Annotated in this window: 15 protein-coding genes; 8 read left to right on the top strand and 7 right to left on the bottom strand. The window is 68.0% G+C overall.

Going from position 1 to position 18713, the window contains the following annotated elements; all coding sequences use genetic code 11:
- Positions 1–80: 80 nt before the first annotated feature.
- Together OK17_RS13365 and OK17_RS13360 are read right to left on the bottom strand one after the other, a co-directional pair.
- Positions 81–1037, bottom strand: coding sequence for a R2-like ligand-binding oxidase (locus OK17_RS13365; RefSeq protein ID WP_461417725.1), 957 nt, complete (start codon positions 1035–1037; stop codon positions 81–83).
- Positions 1038–1139: 102 nt separating this feature from the next.
- On the bottom strand, positions 1140–3269 hold the full coding sequence (locus OK17_RS13360) for an MMPL family transporter (protein WP_461417724.1): 2130 nt from the start codon (positions 3267–3269) through the stop codon (positions 1140–1142).
- A gap of 235 nt (positions 3270–3504) precedes the next feature.
- On the opposite strand from OK17_RS13360, the gene OK17_RS13355 reads away from it, so the two are divergent.
- Positions 3505–4632 (top strand): NDMA-dependent alcohol dehydrogenase, encoded by a 1128-nt coding sequence (locus tag OK17_RS13355; RefSeq protein ID WP_461417723.1) that lies wholly within the window; start codon positions 3505–3507, stop codon positions 4630–4632.
- A gap of 33 nt (positions 4633–4665) precedes the next feature.
- Here the strand turns inward: OK17_RS13355 and OK17_RS13350 are convergent, their stop codons facing one another.
- Together OK17_RS13350 and OK17_RS13345 are read right to left on the bottom strand one after the other, a co-directional pair.
- Positions 4666–5241 carry an ion channel gene (locus OK17_RS13350; RefSeq protein ID WP_461417722.1) on the bottom strand — a complete coding sequence of 192 codons (576 nt, stop codon included), beginning with the start codon at positions 5239–5241 and terminating at the stop codon, positions 4666–4668.
- Complete coding sequence (locus OK17_RS13345) at positions 5238–7229, bottom strand: M13 family metallopeptidase (RefSeq protein WP_461417721.1); 1992 nt, start codon at positions 7227–7229, stop codon at positions 5238–5240. The genes OK17_RS13350 and OK17_RS13345 overlap by 4 nt, the downstream gene beginning before the upstream one ends.
- Positions 7230–7314: 85 nt before the next feature.
- Between OK17_RS13345 and OK17_RS13340 the strand changes: the two genes are divergently transcribed.
- From OK17_RS13340 to OK17_RS13325, 4 genes are all read left to right on the top strand, one after another.
- Positions 7315–8775 carry a dihydrolipoyl dehydrogenase family protein gene (locus tag OK17_RS13340; protein ID WP_461417720.1) on the top strand — a complete coding sequence of 487 codons (1461 nt, stop codon included), beginning with the start codon at positions 7315–7317 and terminating at the stop codon, positions 8773–8775.
- 133 nt (positions 8776–8908) lie between these two features.
- The gene (locus tag OK17_RS13335; RefSeq protein ID WP_232717049.1) at positions 8909–9652 is read left to right on the top strand and encodes a FadR/GntR family transcriptional regulator; all 744 of its coding nucleotides are present in this window, start codon (positions 8909–8911) and stop codon (positions 9650–9652) included.
- Complete coding sequence (locus tag OK17_RS13330; RefSeq protein WP_232717050.1) at positions 9652–10371, top strand: sterol desaturase family protein; 720 nt, start codon at positions 9652–9654, stop codon at positions 10369–10371. The genes OK17_RS13335 and OK17_RS13330 overlap by 1 nt, the downstream gene beginning before the upstream one ends.
- Positions 10372–10420: 49 nt before the next feature.
- Positions 10421–11812 (top strand): hypothetical protein, encoded by a 1392-nt coding sequence (locus OK17_RS13325; protein WP_461417719.1) that lies wholly within the window; start codon positions 10421–10423, stop codon positions 11810–11812.
- Between the two features lie 26 nt (positions 11813–11838).
- On the opposite strand, the gene OK17_RS13320 is transcribed toward OK17_RS13325, so the two are convergent.
- Positions 11839–12591, bottom strand: coding sequence for a pirin family protein (locus OK17_RS13320; RefSeq protein ID WP_232717052.1), 753 nt, complete (start codon positions 12589–12591; stop codon positions 11839–11841).
- A gap of 189 nt (positions 12592–12780) precedes the next feature.
- Between OK17_RS13320 and OK17_RS13315 the strand changes: the two genes are divergently transcribed.
- A complete protein-coding gene (locus OK17_RS13315; protein ID WP_461417718.1) occupies positions 12781–14418 on the top strand; it encodes an NTF2-like N-terminal transpeptidase domain-containing protein in 1638 nt (545 codons plus the stop codon).
- Between the two features lie 51 nt (positions 14419–14469).
- Here OK17_RS13315 and OK17_RS13310 read toward each other — a convergent pair whose 3' ends face one another.
- Together OK17_RS13310 and OK17_RS13305 are read right to left on the bottom strand one after the other, a co-directional pair.
- Positions 14470–14919 carry a DUF3054 domain-containing protein gene (locus tag OK17_RS13310; RefSeq protein WP_461417717.1) on the bottom strand — a complete coding sequence of 150 codons (450 nt, stop codon included), beginning with the start codon at positions 14917–14919 and terminating at the stop codon, positions 14470–14472.
- A gap of 6 nt (positions 14920–14925) precedes the next feature.
- On the bottom strand, positions 14926–16083 hold the full coding sequence (locus OK17_RS13305) for a lysylphosphatidylglycerol synthase transmembrane domain-containing protein (protein WP_461417716.1): 1158 nt from the start codon (positions 16081–16083) through the stop codon (positions 14926–14928).
- 76 nt (positions 16084–16159) lie between these two features.
- Between OK17_RS13305 and OK17_RS13300 the strand changes: the two genes are divergently transcribed.
- On the top strand, positions 16160–17440 hold the full coding sequence (locus OK17_RS13300; RefSeq protein WP_232717056.1) for an AI-2E family transporter: 1281 nt from the start codon (positions 16160–16162) through the stop codon (positions 17438–17440).
- Positions 17437–18705 (top strand): MacS family sensor histidine kinase, encoded by a 1269-nt coding sequence (gene macS / locus OK17_RS13295; protein WP_461417715.1) that lies wholly within the window; start codon positions 17437–17439, stop codon positions 18703–18705. The genes OK17_RS13300 and macS overlap by 4 nt, the downstream gene beginning before the upstream one ends.
- Positions 18706–18713 lie beyond the last annotated feature (8 nt).

The following is an 18713-nucleotide window of genomic DNA, read 5'->3' as shown; positions in this document are numbered from 1 at the left end:
TCAACCAGCAGGCGTGGCGCAACCAGCGGGAAACGTTGCCTATCAGCCAGCGGAAGTGCGCTCAACCAGCGGAAAGACCCTCACATCTGCAACCGCACCGCGTCGTCCTCGCCCATGGCGTCTTCGAGGACTTCGGGGGAGTAGTCGACGTCGATGTCGGCGACCGAGCGTCCGCGGGCGGATTCGATGGCGGAGAGTCGGCGTTGGGCGCGGTCGGCGGCGTAGGTGAGGAACTCGTCGTTGTCGAGGCCGAAGGGCTGCTCGTCGAACTGCTGGTTGACCCAGTCGATCATGCCGAGCGCCAGGGGGAGGAGCTCGTCCATGCGTTCACCGACGGTGGCCCACAGCGAGTCGTCGGCGGCGACGTGCCGACGGCAGGTGAAGGTACCCCACGCCATGTGGCGACGCTCGTCGTCACTGATGAAACGGATCAGCTTCTGCATGCCGGGGAAGATGTCGTAGCGCGTGCAGACCTTCTGCCAGGCGTGGTACCCCGTCAGCGCCAGGCTGCCCTCGATGACGTGGTTGTAGGTGACGCTGGCGCGGATCTGGTTGCGGGGCGACGCGTCGTGCTCCAGGGCGTGCAGCGACTCCGGCAGCTCCTCGTAGAACAGCCGGCGGTAGAAGGGGTTCTCCGCGACGAACGCCTGGAGATCGCCGCGCAGACCGACGGAGTCCATCCACATCCGGAATACCTGGGTGTGCTTGGCCTCTTCGAAGCAGAACTGGGTCAGGTACATCTCGTCGCCGAAGCGTCCCTCGGCGGCCATCGCCTTCATGAAGGGTTGGATGTCCTCGGTGACCGCTTCCTCGCCCGCGATGAACTGACTCACGAGATACGTTGCGCTACGGCGCTGCTCGTCGGTGAGTTCGGCCCAATCCTGCGCGTCCCGCGAGAAGTCGATCGCAATCGGGTCCCAGAACCGCGAGTTCCCTTTGATGAAGAGACGCAACGGAAATGAGTCCCAGTTGAGACCTCCCTGTCGCAATGACGAGAAGTCCTGGCGGCCCTCTTCCTTGTGCTCGATAAGGGTCATGAGATCACCAGCCAACTGCCGTGGAGAATATGAATACCTGACGCTAACGCTTTCCTCTGCGAACAGTGTCGGGTTCAGCGAATTCGCTTGCCGTAGCTCATGTTACGCCTTGTCGAGAACGGGCTCCGGTGTCGCGTCCTCGTCCTCGGTCTTGGCCAGCGCACTCGGCCACCAGATCTTGCGACCGATGTCGAGGGTGAGCGCGGGCACCAGGAGGGTGCGCACGATGAGCGTGTCGATGAGGACACCGAACGCCACCAGGAACGCCACCTGTGCGAGGAACAGCAGCGGGATCACGGCGAGTGCCGCGAAGGTCGCCGCCAGCACGACACCGGCCGAGGTGATGACGCCTCCGGTCGCGGTGAGGCCGCGGATCATGCCGATCCGGGTGCCGTGCCGGAGCGCTTCCTCGCGCACGCGGGTCATCAGGAAGATGTTGTAGTCGATGCCGAGCGCCACGAGGAACACGAAGGCGAACAGCGGGACCACCGGGTCGGCGCCGGGGAAGCCGAACGGACCGTTGAACAGCAGCGCCGCGATGCCCAGCGTCGTCGCGAACGACAACACCGTGGTCGCCAGCAGGATCGCCGGCGCCAGGACGCTGCGGAGCAGCGCCACCAGCACGAGGAACACCACGATCAGCACGATCGGGATGATCAGGTTGCGGTCGTGGATCGACGCCTCGCGAGTGTCGAGGTCGATCGCCGTGGTGCCGCCGACCAGCGCGTCGGCGTCCGGGACCGAAGCCACCGCCGAGCGGATGTCGGCGACCGTGTCCTGCGCGGCGAGAGACTCCGCGTTGTCGGTCAGCGTCGCGGTGATCGCGACCTTGCCGTCGACGACCTTCGGGGCGTCGCCCTCGGTGATGAACGATGCGTTGGCCACGCCGTCGGTCCCGCGAACCACGTCGAGCACCGCAGGTCCGGCCGCCTGATCAGCGATGACGTAGGAGGGTGTGCCACTACCGGCGTCGAAGTGCTTCGCCTGGATCTCGGCGCCCTCCACGGACTCGACGGTGCCCATGAAGAAGTCCGTCGAGGCGATGCCGTCGGCCTTGAAGGTCGGGGCGAACGCCGCACCGATGAGCAGCACGATCAGCGTGCCCGCCCAGATGGCGCGCGGCTTGGATGCGACCGTGTCGGCGATGCGCTTCCACAGGCGGTGGGTGGCGCCGCTGTCGGCCGAGGTCTCCGGCGCGTACTTGGGGCGCAGCGGCCAGAACGCGGTGCGGCCGAGCAGTGCGAGCGCGGCGGGCAGGAACGTCATCGACGCCAGGAACGACGCGACGATGCCGATCGCGGCGACCGGGCCGAGGCTCTTGTTGGAGTTCAGATCCGACAGCAGTAGACACAGGACACCGGCGATGACAGTGCCCGCCGATGCGGAGACCGGCTCGATCGTCGCGCGCCATGCCTGCTTGAGGGCGGCGTACTTGTCCTCGGTGGCTATCAGTTCCTCGCGATACCGGGACACGAGCAGCAGCGCATAGTCGGTCGCGGCGCCGAAGACCAGGATGAACAGGATGCCCTGGCTCTGGCCGTTGAGGTCGAGCACGCCCTGCTTGGTGAGGAAGTAGACGAGTCCGGATGCGAGTCCGAGGGCGAAGACCGCGGAGATGACCACCACGAACGGCAGGATCGGGCTGCGGTAGACGACGATCAGGATCAGGATCACGACGGCTCCTGCGACCAGCAGCAGCAGACCGTCGATGCCGGCGAAGGCCTCGCCGAGGTCGGCGACCTGGCCGGCCGGGCCGGTGACCGCGACCGTCAGACCGTCCGGTGCGTTCGCCAGCTTGTCGCGCAGGAGCTCGACCGTGTCCGCGGGCTCGTCACTGCTCTGGATCGGGACGAAGACCTGGGCGGCCTGGCCGTCCTGCGACGGGATCGGCGGGGAGACCGCCGGGCCGAAACCGGGCGTGCCGGCCAGGTCGGACGTGGTGGTGCGCAGGAATTCCAGGTCACCGGGGGTGATCCCGCTCGAGCGTTCGGCGATGACGATGCCGGGGATCTCGTCGGTGTCCTGGAACTCGGCCAGCAGATTCTGGACCTGCGTCGACTCGGCCGAGGCAGGGAGGAACGAGCTGTTGTCGTTGCTCGCGACGCTCGCCAGTTTGCCGGCGAACGGACCGGTAATGCCGCCGACGATCAACCAGCCCAAGAGGAGAAGAGCGGGGATCAGCCAGCGGAGTTTGCGGGTGGGACGGGGACTCGAAACGGTCTTGTCCGGCATGGAGTCATCGTTCCATGAGTTCTCCGTGCGTGCGGAGGAGGGGCTCGAGGGCGGTCGCATGCAACCGATTCGACGCCGGGCGCGTGCCGGATGGCCGCCGCGCGGACGCATGGCACGGATCACGTGAAATGGCTGCGGCAATCGAACATGTGGACCAACATGTGACCTACGTCGCATAAGCAGGCGGCGATATCTGACGGCCCCGGTCGCGGGTCGGTACGAGCGAGGAGTACATGTGAAGACCAAGGGTGCAGTTCTCCGGAATCCGGGCGAGAAGTGGCAGATCGAGGAATTCGAGCTCGGCGACCCGGTGGCAGGCGAAGTCCAGGTGAAGCTCGTCAGCTCGGGCCTCTGCCACAGTGACCATCACCTCCGCACCGGCGACAGCCCGGCGCCGATGCCGGTGTTGGGCGGACACGAGGGCGCCGGCATCGTGACCAAGGTCGGCCCGGGTGTCACCCGCCTGAAGGAGGGCGACCACGTCGTCACCGCGTTCATCCCGGCCTGCGGAACCTGTGAGCCGTGTTCACGCGGTCAGCAGAACATCTGCGACGAGGGTGCGCGCCTGCTGACCGGCTTGTCCATCTCCGACGACACCAACCGGGCGCACACCCACGACGGTCTCCCGCTCGTGCAGATGTGCATGCTCGGCACGTTCGCGCCCTACATCACCGTCAACCAGGCGTCGCTGGTGAAGATCGAGGACGACATCCCGCTGCAGGCCGCAGCCCTCCTCGGGTGCGGTGTGGCCACCGGTTGGGGTTCGGCGGTCGAGATCGGCGGCACGCACGCCGGCGACACCGTCGTGGTGGTCGGCATCGGCGGTGTCGGCATCAACTCGGTCCAGGGTGCCGCGGCCGCCGGTGCCCGCAACGTCATCGCCGTCGACCCAGTGCCCTTCAAGCTGCAGATGGCCGAGAAGCTCGGTGCGACACACACCTTCGCGTCGATGGAGGATGCGCTCGAAGCGATCGGGGACATCACCTGGGGTCGGATGGCCAACACCACCATCCTCACCGTCGGCGAGATCGACGGCTCGATGATCGCCCCCGCTCTGGCCCTCACCGGCAAGGGCGGACAGGTCGTCGTGGTGGGCATGGGCAACTTCCAGTCGATGGACGCCCAGATGAACCTCTTCGAGCTCACCCTCCTGCAGAAGCGGGTCCAGGGTGCGATCTTCGGTGGTGCGAGCCCCCGGACCCAGGTCCCGGCCCTGCTCAACGAATACCGCGCGGGCAAGCTCAACCTCGACGACCTGGTCACCAACACCTACCGGCTCGACCAGATCAACGAGGCCTACGACGACATGCTGGCGGGCAACAACATCCGCGGCATGATCGTCTACGGGGAAGACGATTACTGATCGTTCGCCGAAGCGCTGATCAGCGACGCCAGGTCACCCCGCGGTGGCCTGGCGTTTCTGATTGATCAACAGATTGAGGAAACGGAGGCCGAGCCCGAGGAGTACCAGCGTGCTGGCCATCTGGATCGACACCGCGATCCGTGCCCCCTGCGAATCCGCCGCGATGTCACCGAAACCCGTTGTCGTGAACACCGTCAGACAGAAGTACAGCGCGTCGACGCGGGTGAGTTGCGCGTTGAAGCTCCCCGGATCGTATTCGGAGAAGAGGAAGTAGGTGGCGGCGAAGGCGGTGACGTAGAACGTCGCGAGGGCCACGAGCATCTCCATCGCGGTCGCGACCGGATGAACGGAGCGGGCGAACCTGTGCACCTCCCATAGGCAGAACGCGGTCAGGAGCCCGGCGCCCACCGTCATTCCGAGAATGTTGAGATCGCTCGCCTTGTTGATCGGCAGCAGGAAGTAGCCGATCAGCAACACGACCGCGGCACCGATGGGTCGAAGCAGCGCCACGGTCAGGTCGCGGCCCTTCGCGATGGTCACCGGTGGCGGCGCCCCCGGTGCCGGGGCGCCGTCGGGCACGCCGCTGTCGGCACCGGATGCGTCGTTCACCAGATCCGGACCCGCTGGTCCTGCTCGAGATACAGTGCGTCCCCGGGCTTCACGTCGAAGGCCTCGTAGAAGGCGTCCATGTTCCGCACGACACCGTTGCAGCGGAACTCCGGCGGCGAGTGCGGGTCGATGGACAGACGGCGGATCGCCTCGGCGTCGCGGGTCTTGGTGCGCCAGATCTGCGCCCAGCTGAAGAACACGCGCTGGGTACCGGTCAGGCCGTCGATGACCGGCGGTTCGGTGCCCTCCGTCGCGATCTCGTACGCCACGAGTGCGATCGACAGACCGCCGAGATCACCGATGTTCTCGCCGATGGTGAAGTCGCCGTTGACCTTGTGCTCCGGGTCGAGGCCCGTCGGGGTGAACTCGCCGTACTGGTCGATGAGCTTGCGTGTACGGGAGGAGAACTCGGTGCGATCGGTGTCGGTCCACCAGTCGACGAGGTTGCCGTCACCGTCGTACTTCGCGCCCTGATCATCGAAGCCGTGCCCGATCTCGTGACCGATGACCGCGCCGATACCGCCGTAGTTGACCGCGTCGTCGGCCTCGGGGTCGAAGAACGGGGGCTGCAGGATGGCGGCCGGGAAGACGATCTCGTTCATGCCCGGGTTGTAGTAGGCGTTGACCGTCTGCGGGGTCATGAACCACTCGTCGTGGTCGACCGGTCCGCCGATCTTGGCGAACTCGCGGTCCTGCTCGAACGACGAAGCGCGCGCGACGTTCCCGATGAGATCACCGCGGTCGACGCTCAGTGCGCTGTAGTCGCGCCACTTGGCCGGGTAGCCGATCTTGGGGGTGAACTTCTCGAGCTTCGCGAGCGCCTTCTCCCGGGTGTCCGGGGTCATCCACGGGAGCTCGGAGATGTTGCGGCGATAGGCCTTCACCAGATTGGCGATGAGCTCGTCCATGCGTGCCTTCGCCTCCGGCGGGAAGTGCTTGGCCACATAGAGTTTGCCGACCGCGAAGCCCATCGCGCCCTCGACGAAACCGACGCCGCGCTTCCAGCGGTCGCGGATGGTCTCCGCGCCGGTCAGTGTACGGCCGTAGAAGTCGAAGCTCTCGTCGACGAAGTCCGACGACAGGTACGACGCGGCGGAGCGGAGCAGTCGCCACGTCAGCCAGGTCTTCCACTCGTCGAGCGGACGCGAGGCGATGAGCGACGACGCCCCCGACACGAAGGAGGGTTGCGCGACGACGACCTCGGCGAAGGTCGGATCGCCGGTGGTGCCCAGGCCGCCCAGCCACTCGCCGATCGGGAAACCGTCGGCGGCGGAGGTGAACTCGTCCAGTGTCATCAGGTTGTAGGTGAGTTCGGCGTCGCGGCGCTTCACCACGTCCCAGTGCTCGGCCGCGATGGCGGTCTCGAGGTCCAGGATGGTGGCGGCGCGGGCGGCCGCGTCGTCGAAGCCGGCGAGGGCGAACATCCGCTCCACATGTGCCACGTAGGCGGTGCGGGTCTCCGCGTGCTTGTCCTCGCGGTAGTACGACTCGTCGGGTAGGCCCAGTCCGGACTGGGTGACGTGCACCAGGTAGCGGTCGGACTTCTTGGCGTCGGTGTCGACGTAGTAGCCGAACAGTCCGCCGGCGCCGTGGCGTTGGAGCCGCCCGATACGCCGGGCGAGTGCGTCCACGGAATCGATGGCGGCGATCTTCTCGAGCTCGCCGGTGATCGGGCCGATGCCGAGCGCCTCGATGTGGTCGGTGTCCATGAACGAGGCGTAGAGGTCGCCGATCTTCTGCGCGTCGGAGCCGCTCGCGGGGCTCGACTCCGCACACTCGGTGATGATGTCGCGGACGTTCTCCTCGGAGTTGTCGCGCAGCACGTGGAACGCTCCGTCGACCGAACGGTCGTCGGGGATGACGTGCGACTCCAACCACTTGCCGTTGACGTGGGCGAACAGATCGTCCTGGATGCGGACGGAATCGTCGACCCACTCGAGGTCGAGTCCGGACTTGAGATCGGTATTCGAAGCAGTCACGCGCTCCATCTTGTCACCGGATCGGCGATCCGTCAGCAGCGTTCGGTACCGGCGAAATCACGCGAGGTGCCGGTCAGGTCCCTACGGTGAATCCATGGTGGGAGAAACCAGCTACGACGTCGTCGTGATCGGCGGCGGGCCGGTCGGCGAGAACGCCGCCGACTATGCGATACGGGGCAGCGATCGCACCGCTGCGATCGTCGAACACGAACTGATGGGCGGGGAGTGTTCCTACTGGGCCTGCATGCCGTCCAAGGCGCTGCTCGGACCCGGGAACGCGCTCGGCGAGGCGCGGGCGCTGGGCGGGTCCCGGGAACGGGCGTCGGCGTCGAACCCGGAACCCTCCGGCGTACTCGAGTGGCGCGACACCGTCACCGGCCGTCTCGACGACAGCCGCACCACCCACGACGACACCGGTCAGGTGCGATGGGCCAACGGTGCCGGCATCGAGGTGATCCGCGGCCACGGCCGGATCGTCGGCGAGAAACAGGTCCAGGCCGGTGGCCGGCTGCTGACCGCCCGCGAGGCGGTGGTCGTCGCCACCGGGAGCACCGCGTCCGTCCCACCGATCCCCGGACTGCGCGAGGCGCTGCCGTGGACCTCGCGCGACGCGACCAACATCCTCGACATCCCGGAACGGGTGGTGGTGCTCGGCGGTGGGGTCGTGGCCTGCGAGGCCGCGACGTGGCTGTTGGACCTGGGGGTGCGCAGTCTCGTGATGGCGATCCGCGGAGACCGGCTGCTGCCGAAGATGGAACCCTTTGCCGGCGAACGGGTTGCCGACACGCTGCGGGCACGCGGCGCCGACATCCGCTTCGGGACGACGATCGAATCCGTCGAGAGGTCCGACGCCGCGGCCACCGGATACGGACGAATCCACGGCGGCCCGGCGGTCGTCCGGCTCACCGGCGACGGGGCCGGCGATCTCACCGTCGACGAGATCTTGGTCGCTGCCGGAAGGGCGCCTGCGACAACCGATCTGGGTCTCGACTCGGTGGGATTGGAGGCCAAGGGGCCGCTGCGGGTCGACGATCACCTCACGGTGCCGGGCCATCCCTGGCTCTACTCGGTCGGGGATGTGAACGGCCGCAACGCCTTGACCCACATGGGCAAGTACCAGGCGAGGGTCGCCGGCGACGTCATCGCCGCACGGGCCGAGGGTCGGGAACTCGACGGCCTGCGGTACGTCGCGAGTTCCGACCACGCTGCGGTGCCACAGGTGGTCTTCACCCGACCGGAGATCTCGTCGGTCGGGCTCACCCGGGAGCAGGCGACGGACGCCGGGATCGACGTGCGTGTCGCCGAGGGCGAGATCGCGGTGGCCGGCTCGTACCTGCTGGGGCCCGACTACTCGGGGTACGCATCGCTGGTCGTCGACGCCGCGAGGGATGTTCTCGTCGGTGCGACCTTTGTCGGCTCGCAGACCGGTGAACTGGTGCACTCGGCGACGGTCGCGATCGTCGGCGAGGTGCCGCTGTCACGGTTGTGGCACGCGGTTCCGTCGTATCCGACGGTCAGCGAGGTGTGGTTGCGGCTCCTCGATCAGCTGCGCTGACCTGCACAGGCCTGCGGTTCGAATCCGTCTGTCGCCACGTAGCGCCGGCGCATCTCTACGTGCGGTCGCGCGCTGGTTTGGTAATTGGTCTGACCACTTGACCACTTGACCGAGTGTGGTTACGGTCACAGGTATGCCCTTCCAGCCGGTGACCCAGCAGAGTGCGCCCGAGATCGTCTTCGACCAGATCGTCGAAGGTGTGCTGTCCGGCGATCTGGCCGCCGGCGAGGCGCTCCCCAGTGAGCGGGAACTCGCGCGGATGCTGGGGGTCTCCCGGCCGACGGTGCGCGAGGCGCTCAAGCGGGTCGCGGCGTCGGGACTCGTCACCATCCGGCAGGGCGACGGCGCGCGGGTCCAGGACATCGCCCGGACGGGCGGCCTCGATCTCCTGCCCCGTCTGCTCATCCGCGGCGGTGCGCTCGCGCCGAGTGTCGCGCGGTCGATCGTCGAGGCGCGTGCCGTCGTCGGCCCGGAGGTCGCCCGCCTCGCAGCGCAACGTGCCTCCGACGATCACCTGGTAGCGATCCGATCGGTTCTCGACCGTCTCGCCGGCGAGCCCGAACCCGTCGGTCAGCAGGTCGCCGCTCTGGAGTTCTGGAGTGCCGTCATCGACGCGGCCGACTCGATCGCCTTCCGGCTCATGTACAACTCGCTGCGCGCCGCCTATGAGCCCGCGGTCCCCGCTCTCGCCGGGGTGCTGGAACCCGAGGTCGGGAACATCGAGGGCTACCGCGCGCTCGTCGACACCATCGCCGCACACGAACCCGAACGTGCCGAGGTCGCGGCCCGCGCTCTGCTCGAACCCGCGACGTCGGCACTGCTCGCCCTGTGCGAGGCGCTCGAGAAAGCAGAAACCACACCGGGGGAGGGACACTGATGTCCGCAGACGAGATCGACATCCGGGCACGCCGACAGGTGGCGACCGAGGAGCGGAGAATGCGATCGCGGCACTCGATGTCGTTGCGCGATGCATTCGCCGAGTTCATTCGACATCCGTCGCCGTGGATTATGGCGGCGTTCCTCGCCGCCGCGCTGGTGGCGCGGGTGTGGCTGGGCGGCTGGGGTCTCGCCGACCTGCTCGTCCCGGTGGTCATGGTCGCGAGCTTCCCGCTGGTGGAATGGCTGATCCACGTGTTCGTCCTACACTGGCGCCCCAAGCGACTGGGCCCGGTCACCATCGACCCGCTCGTCGCGCGCAAACATCGTGAACACCATCGCGACCCCCGCGACATCCCGCTCATCTTCATCCCGTGGCAGGTGCTCATCGCGGTCGTGATCGCCGCCGTCATCGTCGGGATGTTCGTCTTCGCCAGCGTCGAGCGCGGGCTGACCTTCCTGGTCGTGCTCCCGGCGATCGGGCTGGTCTACGAGTGGACGCACTACCTGATCCACTCCGACTACCGGCCGCGGCACGCGTTCTACCGCCGGCTCTGGCGCAACCACCGGTTCCACCACTACCGCAACGAGCACTATTGGTTCGCGGTCACCACGGCCGGGACCGTCGACCGTCTGCTGAGGACCGACCCCGACCCGGAGACCGTCGAGAAGTCGCCGACCGCGAAGGATCTGCACGCGTCGTCGCGGACGTCGCACTGATCACCACCGGTCCGCTCCGGGGTGCAATCGTGTGGAACCATCGGAAGTCGTGCGCGACAACCCCATCGAAGACGACTCGCAGGCCTTCCGCCCCGTCCCCGACCTGGTCCGATTCACCGTCGGCGACGCACCATGGTGGCTGTTGTACCGGGCGGTTGGCTGGTCGGTGGTCCAGCAGATGGTGTGGGACTTCCCGGAGGAAGTGGATCCGGAGAGTCTTCGACGATTCAACGACGCGCTGTGTCACGGCCGGCTGCACCGGCAGCTCGTCGAGCCGAGAGTGCGCGGCGCCCGGCCGTACTGGGTTCGAGCACCTCGGCCGGTGCCCCTCGCCCTCGACGACCAGCGGATCGCCGACGACGCGGTGGCCGACTGGGCCGTGGACGAGCTGCGTGGCGTCCGGCTCGACCCGGACAAGGGGCGCTGCTGGCGTCTGCGTGCCGCCGTGACCGAGACCGGCCGCACCGTGCTGTCGTTGTGCAGCTTGCACATGGTCGCCGACGGCAAAGCACGCGTCGCCGCGGTCGCAGAGGCTCTGGCAGCCGTGGAACGGGGCGATCGAATGATCCCGCCCAAGGTCCCGCACCCGGTCGCGTCGCGATCCTCCGACGTCGTCGACGCCGTGCGTCAGCTCGGCGCTGCCGGCGCCGGGATTCTGCGAGCGGTGAAGGGCAACGCCCGGACGGTCGAGGACGACACACAACCCCTCGACTCGCGTGCGCCCCGTTCCCCGCTCGCCGAGCGTGCACCGGCGGCGACGCCGGTCTGGACGACCGCGACCGTCCCTACCGCCGACTGGGACCAGGTCGCCCGCAGTCACGGAGGCACCGCCAACTCGCTGTACATAGCGGTCGTCGCGGGCCTGCTCCGGGCCAGCGGTTACACCGCGCCGGAGAATCAGATCAAGGTCGGCATCCCGGTCGCGGCCCGAACCGACGAGGACCACGACCGGGGCAATGCGGTGGCGGGTGTGTCGGTCTACCTCTCACCCGTACCCGCCCCCGTGATGGATCTCGGCGTGATCCGCGAGGAATGCCGGAGGGCCTACAAGGCGCTGGCGGGCGGCCGACGCGCGACCGAGGTGCACCTGGTGCCCCTGGGGTGGTTTCTCCCGCCGTCTCTGATCGCGAAGAGGGGAGCCCCGGAGGCCTCGTATCCGGACGCCATGACATCGAACATCGGCGACCTGCCTCCCGAGGTGTGCACCGTCGGAGGGGTCCGAGCATCGGCGGTCACGGTGCGGGGCGTCCCGCAGGGCGTCGACTCCGCGGGTCGCCTCCGTTACGGCGAGGGAATTCACGCCTGGATGGCGCGAACGGAGACGAACGTGACCTTCACCTTGTGCGGCTTCGACGAGAAGCACTTCGTCGACGACGACACACTCCGGCGTCTGCTCGCCGAGGAGTTGACCGCCTGGGGTCTACCGCACCGGATCTGGTGACCGGGGGCCGGGTCCACTCGCAGGCCTCAGGAACCCCCGAGCCCCGTCGCCATCGACCAGACCAGGATCTCGGCGCCGGCGTCGGAGGTGACCGACATCAGTTCGGCGTCGACGGCGCGTACGGCGTCACCGGCACGCAGGGCTGCGGGCTCCCCGTCGACGGTGGCCTGAGCCTCGCCCTCGACGACGAACAGGAGCGTGTAGCGGGCGGTCGGGATCTCGGACTTCCCGCCGGGGCTCAGTCGTACGGCGTAGAGGGTGGCGCCGGCGTTGGCGATCGAGATCGCGGCCCCACGGTCGGGGTCACCGGAAGCGACAGGGACCAGCTCGCCGGCCGCCAGCCGATCGGCGACGTCGGCCTGATCGTAGGACGGCTCGAGTCCGTGACGGTCGGGCATCAGCCACATCTGGACGTAGTGCACCGGCTCGGTCCCCGACCCGGCCAGGTCCGGCCACGCGTCGTTGCGCTCGGAGTGTTCGACGCCGGTCCCGGCGCTCATCCGTTGCACGAGACCGGGATAGAGCACGCCCGAGTGCCCGGCCGAATCCCGGTGCACGAGCGTCCCGGACACCACCCAGGTGACGATCTCGCTCTCCTGATGGTGGTGGAGGTCGAAGCCCTCGCCGGGTGCCACCTCCTCGTCGTTGAATGCGAGGAGGGCCCCGAAATGGGTGTTGTCGGGATCGTAGTGGTCGCCGAAGGAGAACCCGTGCCGCGAGGTGAGCCAATCGGTCGTCGTGACCATGCGATCGTCACCGGGGATCACCGTGAAAGCCATGGGTCCATCATCGCAGTCTGCAGACCCCGCTTCTGGTCGGAGTTCGCCGTGGTTTCGTGAACGAAACCACACCCGATCGTCGGCTGTGGCGTGAAGATTGCGGGACGAGACGCGTTCGTGACCGGCTTGATTCCCGAATGGAAGCTGAGAGCGTCGATTTCGAGTGTTATAAGAGTGAAAATTGTCGTCATGAAGATCTGGGTCAAGCGCGCAACGTCCGCCGCTTGTGCCGCGGTCACCTGTGCCGTCGTCGTGAGCTCCTGTTCGCTCACCGGAACGTCGAACTCCGGTGCCGCCGCCGCCATCGATGCTTTCGCCACCGCGCTGAGCCGCCAGGATGCCGGCGGTGCCGCGCAGTTCACGACTGCCCCCGGTCAAGCCGGGGACAGTCTGACCACGACGCTGAAAGAGATGTCGGCACAACGGATCGACGTCGACATCGAGAAACCCGTCGAGTACAGCGACGGCACCGCGACCTTCGCCCTGACCACCAAGTGGAACTGGGACAAGGGGCGTGTCTACGAGGCGAACAGCGAGGGAACCGCACGGAAGCTGTCGTCGGGCTGGAAGGTCACCTGGGATCCGGCGATCCTGCATCCGGGCCTCGGTGCCGGTGGACACCTCCGCGAGATCCGGACCGACGCGACGCCCGCGCCGTCAGTGCGCAGCCGGTCGGGCAAGGTCTTCATGTACCTGCAGCCGGTCAACGAAATCGTCATCGACCCTGCACAAACCCGCGATCTGGCCGCCACGACCCGTGCGCTGGCCGGGGTCATCGCGCCGATCGCCCCGCTGATCACTCCCGCGGTCATCAGTGAGAAGCTGGCCGAGATGCCCGGCAAGCAGGTGATCGCCGTGACGCTCCGCGATCCGGACATGCAGGTTCTCGCCGGTGACCCCGCCCGCGTGCCCGGGGTGAGCGTGAACCGCACCGACCGGCTCGTCATGGCCGACCGTCGCCTGTCGTCGCCACTCGAGGACGGCCTGACCAACTACTGGCAGGCGATCCGCGATGCCACCGCCGGCTGGCAGGTCGAGATGGTCAACCCCGGTGTCCGGCCCCGCCGTCTCGCCGGTGAGCAGGGACCTCCCGGACCCGACGTGCTGTCGACCGTCGACCAGGGCGTGCAGCTGACCCTGGGCGACGCCGCGGTCGAGGTCGGGCAGCCCGCCACGATCCTCACCCTCGACGCCCAGAGCGGCGCGATCCTCGGCATGGCGCAGAACACCTACGCCGCCGAACGCAACATCGAGATCGATCGGGCGTACCCGGTCGGCTCGACGCTGAACCCGGTCTTCGACGAGGTCGGCCGCATCTCCGGCGCACAACCCGAGCAGGCGGAGACGCTCCTCGACCGCCTGGGACTCGGCGTGCAGTTCACCGTCCCCGGTGCCAGCGTCCCGACGCCGGGACAACCCGGCATCGCGACCATCGGCTTCCGTCCGGGGCAGACCAACATGTCGATGACCAACATGGGTGCGCTCGGCGTCGCCCTGGCACGGGCGGCTGCGGGTCAGCCGTCGTCGGTGCCGCCGTTCGTCCTCAAGAACGTGCCCACCAAGGTCGCCGGCGGTGAACTCGGAGGCCTCGACCCTGCGCTGGTCGGTCCGATCCTGCGGGCGATGACCACCACCGCGGCCACCGGCGATGCCAGCGACCTCACCCGGGCTCCCGGCCTGAAGGCGCTGGTCGGGACCAACGGTCCCGAAGGTCCGGGCTGGTTCGTCGGCATCCAGGGCGGACAGGTCGTCGTGATCTACACCGAGGGTCCGAAGTCGGGTACCGCGGCGCTCCAGGTGGCCCAGAAGTACTTCACCATCAAGTAGGCGCGACCGTCGGCGGTTCGCGACGCCGGTGAGGTGTCGGCCGGTGAGGTGTCAGCGGCCGGCGGCGCGGCGGCCCAGGTAGGCGAAGACCGCCCGCCACCCGAGCAGGAACAAGGCCAGCGTCACGGTCGCGACGATGACGAAGCTGACCGCCACGCCCTGGCTGAGGATGAAGCGCAGGATCATCGCGACGGTCACGGTGCAGAACCAGATGACGATCCCGACCGGTACGACGCGGTCGGGTCGGAAGTCGTGGCCGAAGAAGTCGCTGGAGCGTACGTGGGCGTACACGTAGGTGATCGACCAGCCGGCCGCGCAGCCGACCAGGAACGGCCACAGTGTGTGCAGGAAGGTGACCGGGGCGTACCCCTCTTCGTGGCTGGCTCGGCCGATCACCACGAAGATCGTGATGGCCACCGCGTCGAACAGAGCGGCCATCGGCCCGGTCGCGGTTCCCCGCACCGGTGAGGTCCCCTCCTCGGTGGGGTTCGGGATCGACATGGTGGATTACCGTACCGGGTTCGGCGGCGGATCAGTGTCGGACCCTTGACCGGGTTCCGTGCCGGAGGACTCCTGTTGCGCAGCCGCGTCGACGTCGCGTTCCACCTCGTCGATGAAGGTGTCGTCGCGCCTGATCCGGTTGCGGAACATGATCGCGATGACGACCCAGCCGACCACCGCGACGAAGACGTAGCTGATGATGCGGTAGATCAGGACGGCGGTGATGGCGTCGGCGGCGGGCATGCCGGCACTGGTCAGGGCGGGGACCAGCACGGCGTCGACGACACCGATGCCGCCCGGGAGCAGCGGGATCGCCGTGCCGACGGCCTTGCCGGCCGCATAGGCGACCATCAGTCCCGCGATGCTCGGGTGTGCGTCGACGGCCCAGCAGGCGAACATCAGACAGGCGACGTCGGCGACCCAGTTGAACAGGCTCCACCCGAACGCGATCGAGGTGTCGCGTTTGGTGAGCTGCACGGCCCGGAGCTGCTCCAGCAGTTCGAAGAGCTTCTCGGTGCCGTGGTCGTCGGGCTTGTTGCGGAGCTGGTTGATCCACCCCAGCACCCGGATCCCGGTGCTCTTCAGCGACTCGGGGTGGCTGGCGAGGTACTGCAGGACGACGGCGACGGCGAGCAGCCCGGCCACCGAGAAGACGACCGAGAACGGGCTCGTCTTGGCACCGGCGAGCATCGCGCCGCCGAACCCGAGAACCGCGAGTCCGACGCCCGCGAGCAGGCCCGACATGACGACCTGCCACGACGCGACGACCGGCGTCGCTCCCCACTTGCGGGTCTCGCGGTAGGTGAACGCGGGGGCCAGCACCTGGCCGCCCGGCATGGTCTGGCTCAGCGAGTTGGCGGCGAGGATGACCGACAGCGACTTCCACTGCGTCACCCGGACGCCGGCCGAGCGCAACAACGCCCGCTGGACCTGCGCAAAGCTGTCCATCGACAGCATCGCGGCCACGACGCAGGCGAACACCCAGTGCCATTTGATGTTGTCGATGCGCAGCCAGGCCTTCTTCAACTCGGGCCAGATCAGCACGATCTCGACACCGAGGATCACCAGGACGACGGCAAGGAGGACCCAGCGCACCCACCAGAAGCGGGGGCGGGTGGCGGGGCGTGCGGTCACATCCCCTGGTGAGCCAACATCCTCCGACATAGGTGACACCCTAGGCCAGGGTGCGCTCCCGCATGTCCACCACCGTCCGCTGACCGGACTGTCTACTGTTGCTCTCGTGAGCGAAGCCGAACCGGCCGGTCGGCCGCACGTAGCCCCCGACCTCGCGTCCCTCGACCGTGCCAGGGTCCATCCGCAGGTGCGGGCCGCCGCCGAATGGGCGTGGCGGCTGCTATTGCTCCTCGTCGCCGCCTACGTCGCCGCGAAGCTTTTCGTCGAGTTCGAAGAGGTGCTGGTCCCGGTCGCGCTGGCGATCCTGGTGGCGGCGATGCTCGTACCCGCGGTCGACGCCCTCGACCGTCGCGGGGTACCGAGGTCGCTGGCGGTGCTGCTCAACATTCTCCTGGCGCTGGGCTTCATCGCCGGGGTGATGACATTCGTGGTGCGCGAGTTCATGCGGGGTGTGCCGCAGCTGGTCGAAGAGGTCAGCGACACGGTCGAGCGCACCAAGCAGTGGCTGATCGAGGGGCCGCTCGATCTCGATCCGGAGCAGGTGCGTAACGCAGGCTCGGACGTCGTGAACTTTCTGCAGCACAACCAGGATCGCGTCACCAGCGGCGCACTCGCGACCGCCACCACCGCGAGCGAGATCATCACCGGTGCATTGCTGACCCTCTTCCTCCTCATCTTCTTCCTCTACGGCGGGGCGGAGATCTGGCGGTTCTCCACCGGGCTCGTGCCGGCCGGGAGCCGTGACCGGGTGTGGCGAGCGGGGATCGCCGGATTCGGGACACTCGTCGGATACGTGCGGGCGACGGTCGCCGTGGCCTTCGTCGATGCCTGCGGGATCGGGGTCGGCCTCGCCATCCTGCAGGTGCCGCTCGCGCTCCCGCTGGCGTCGCTGGTGTTCCTCGGTGCCTTCATCCCGATCGTCGGTGCGCTGCTGAGCGGTTCGCTGGCGGTGCTGGTCGCCCTGATCACCCAGGGTTGGATCGCGGCCGTCGTCGCACTCGCGATCGTCGTCGGCGTGATGCAACTCGAAAGTCATGTACTGCAGCCGTTCCTGCTCGGCCGTTCGGTGCGGTTGCATCCGGTCGCAGTGGTCCTCGGTATCGCCGCGGGCCTGGTCTCGGCCGGGATCATCGGCGGACTGCTGGCCGTGCCGCTGATCGCCTTCCTCAACACCGCGATACGTCACCTCAAGGGCACGGCCGACGCCGAGCGCGACACCGAGGTCCACCCCGGAGGATATGTCGCCGAACCCAACGAACCCGTGTGGGACACCGCCGATCCCGACGCGACCGCGGAGGCCGTTGCGGAGAGCGGGGCGAAGCCGCACGCGGCGACCCCGCCGGAGCAGGACCCCGAAACAGGCCCACAGGAGCCCGGGACGTCATGAGCGCGCAGCCGTCGACGCGGTGGGTCGCGCAGATGCGGGACACGGAGGCGGGGCGGTTGGCCCGCGCCGTCGACGTCGATCCGGTCGGTCCACTGTGGCGTGGTGCGCAGATCTTCCGTCTGCTGTCCTATCTCTACGCACTCGGCTTCCAGTTGGCGATCAACGACGACCTGGACCATCGGGCCGTCGCGTGGGCACTCTTTTGTCTGCTGACCGTCTGGACGGCGGTCAGCGGGATCGGGTACTTCCTCGGATTCGCCCGCAACCGCTACTGGGTCACCGCCGAAGTGGTGTTGGTCTGCGGCCTGATGTTGTCCACCTCCTATGTGGCCGACGCCGAGTGGGCGTGGAACAACCAGACCTGGCCGACGACGCTGTGGGCCACCAACGCGGTCATCTCGGTCGCGATCCTGGCGGGACCGGTCGGCGGGATCGTCATCGGACTCGTCGTCGGCGGGACGAGCACCTTCGTCAAGGGCGAGCTGAACCTGAACTTCGGACACAACGCCACGATCATCGTGATCGTCGCGACCGGCATGGCGGTGGGCCTCGCGGCGGCGAATGCCCGGCGCTCCCACGAGAAGCTGTCGGCCGCAGCACGAATCGCGGCGGCCGCCGAGGAACGCGAACGTCTGTCGCGCGAGGTGCACGACGGAGTGCTGCAGGTGCTCGCGCTCATCGCCCGACGCGGCCGTGAGATCGGCGGGCCCACCGCGGAACTGGCCTCACTGGCCGCCGAACAGGAACGCGCACTGCGCCGGATGATCTCCGACGCCGGTGACGCGGGCGACGAGTCCGTGCTCGACGGCGCGGGAGGAACCGATGAACTGGACCTCGCGGCGACCCTGCGGGTCTTCGCCGACGACCGCATCTCGGTGAGCGCACCGGCCGACCCGGTTCCGGTATCCGCCCACATCGGGCAGGAGATCCGCGCCGCGGTGGTCAACGTCCTCGACAACACCCGCCATCACGCGGGACCCGATGCGCGCGCCTACATCCTGGTGGAGGATCTCGGAGACGACGTGGTGGTGAGCGTGCGCGACGACGGTGTCGGGATCAGCGAGGGCCGGCTGGCGCAGGCGGTGTCGCAAGGACGCCTCGGCGTTGCGAAATCCATTGTCGGACGGATCGAATCGTTGGGCGGAACAGCAGTCCTCGACACCGAACCCGGTGCCGGGACCGAGTGGGAGTTCACCGTCCCGCGACGATCGGGCCGGTCGGGGACAGGACCGAGCGGCACCAGGGCTGAGGGGCAACAGGGCTGAGGGGCAAC

It is taken from the genome of Gordonia sp. GN26 (genome assembly GCF_054823965.1).
Note: the sequence above shows the minus strand (reverse complement) of the source record. Positions and strands in the feature narration are given on the sequence as shown.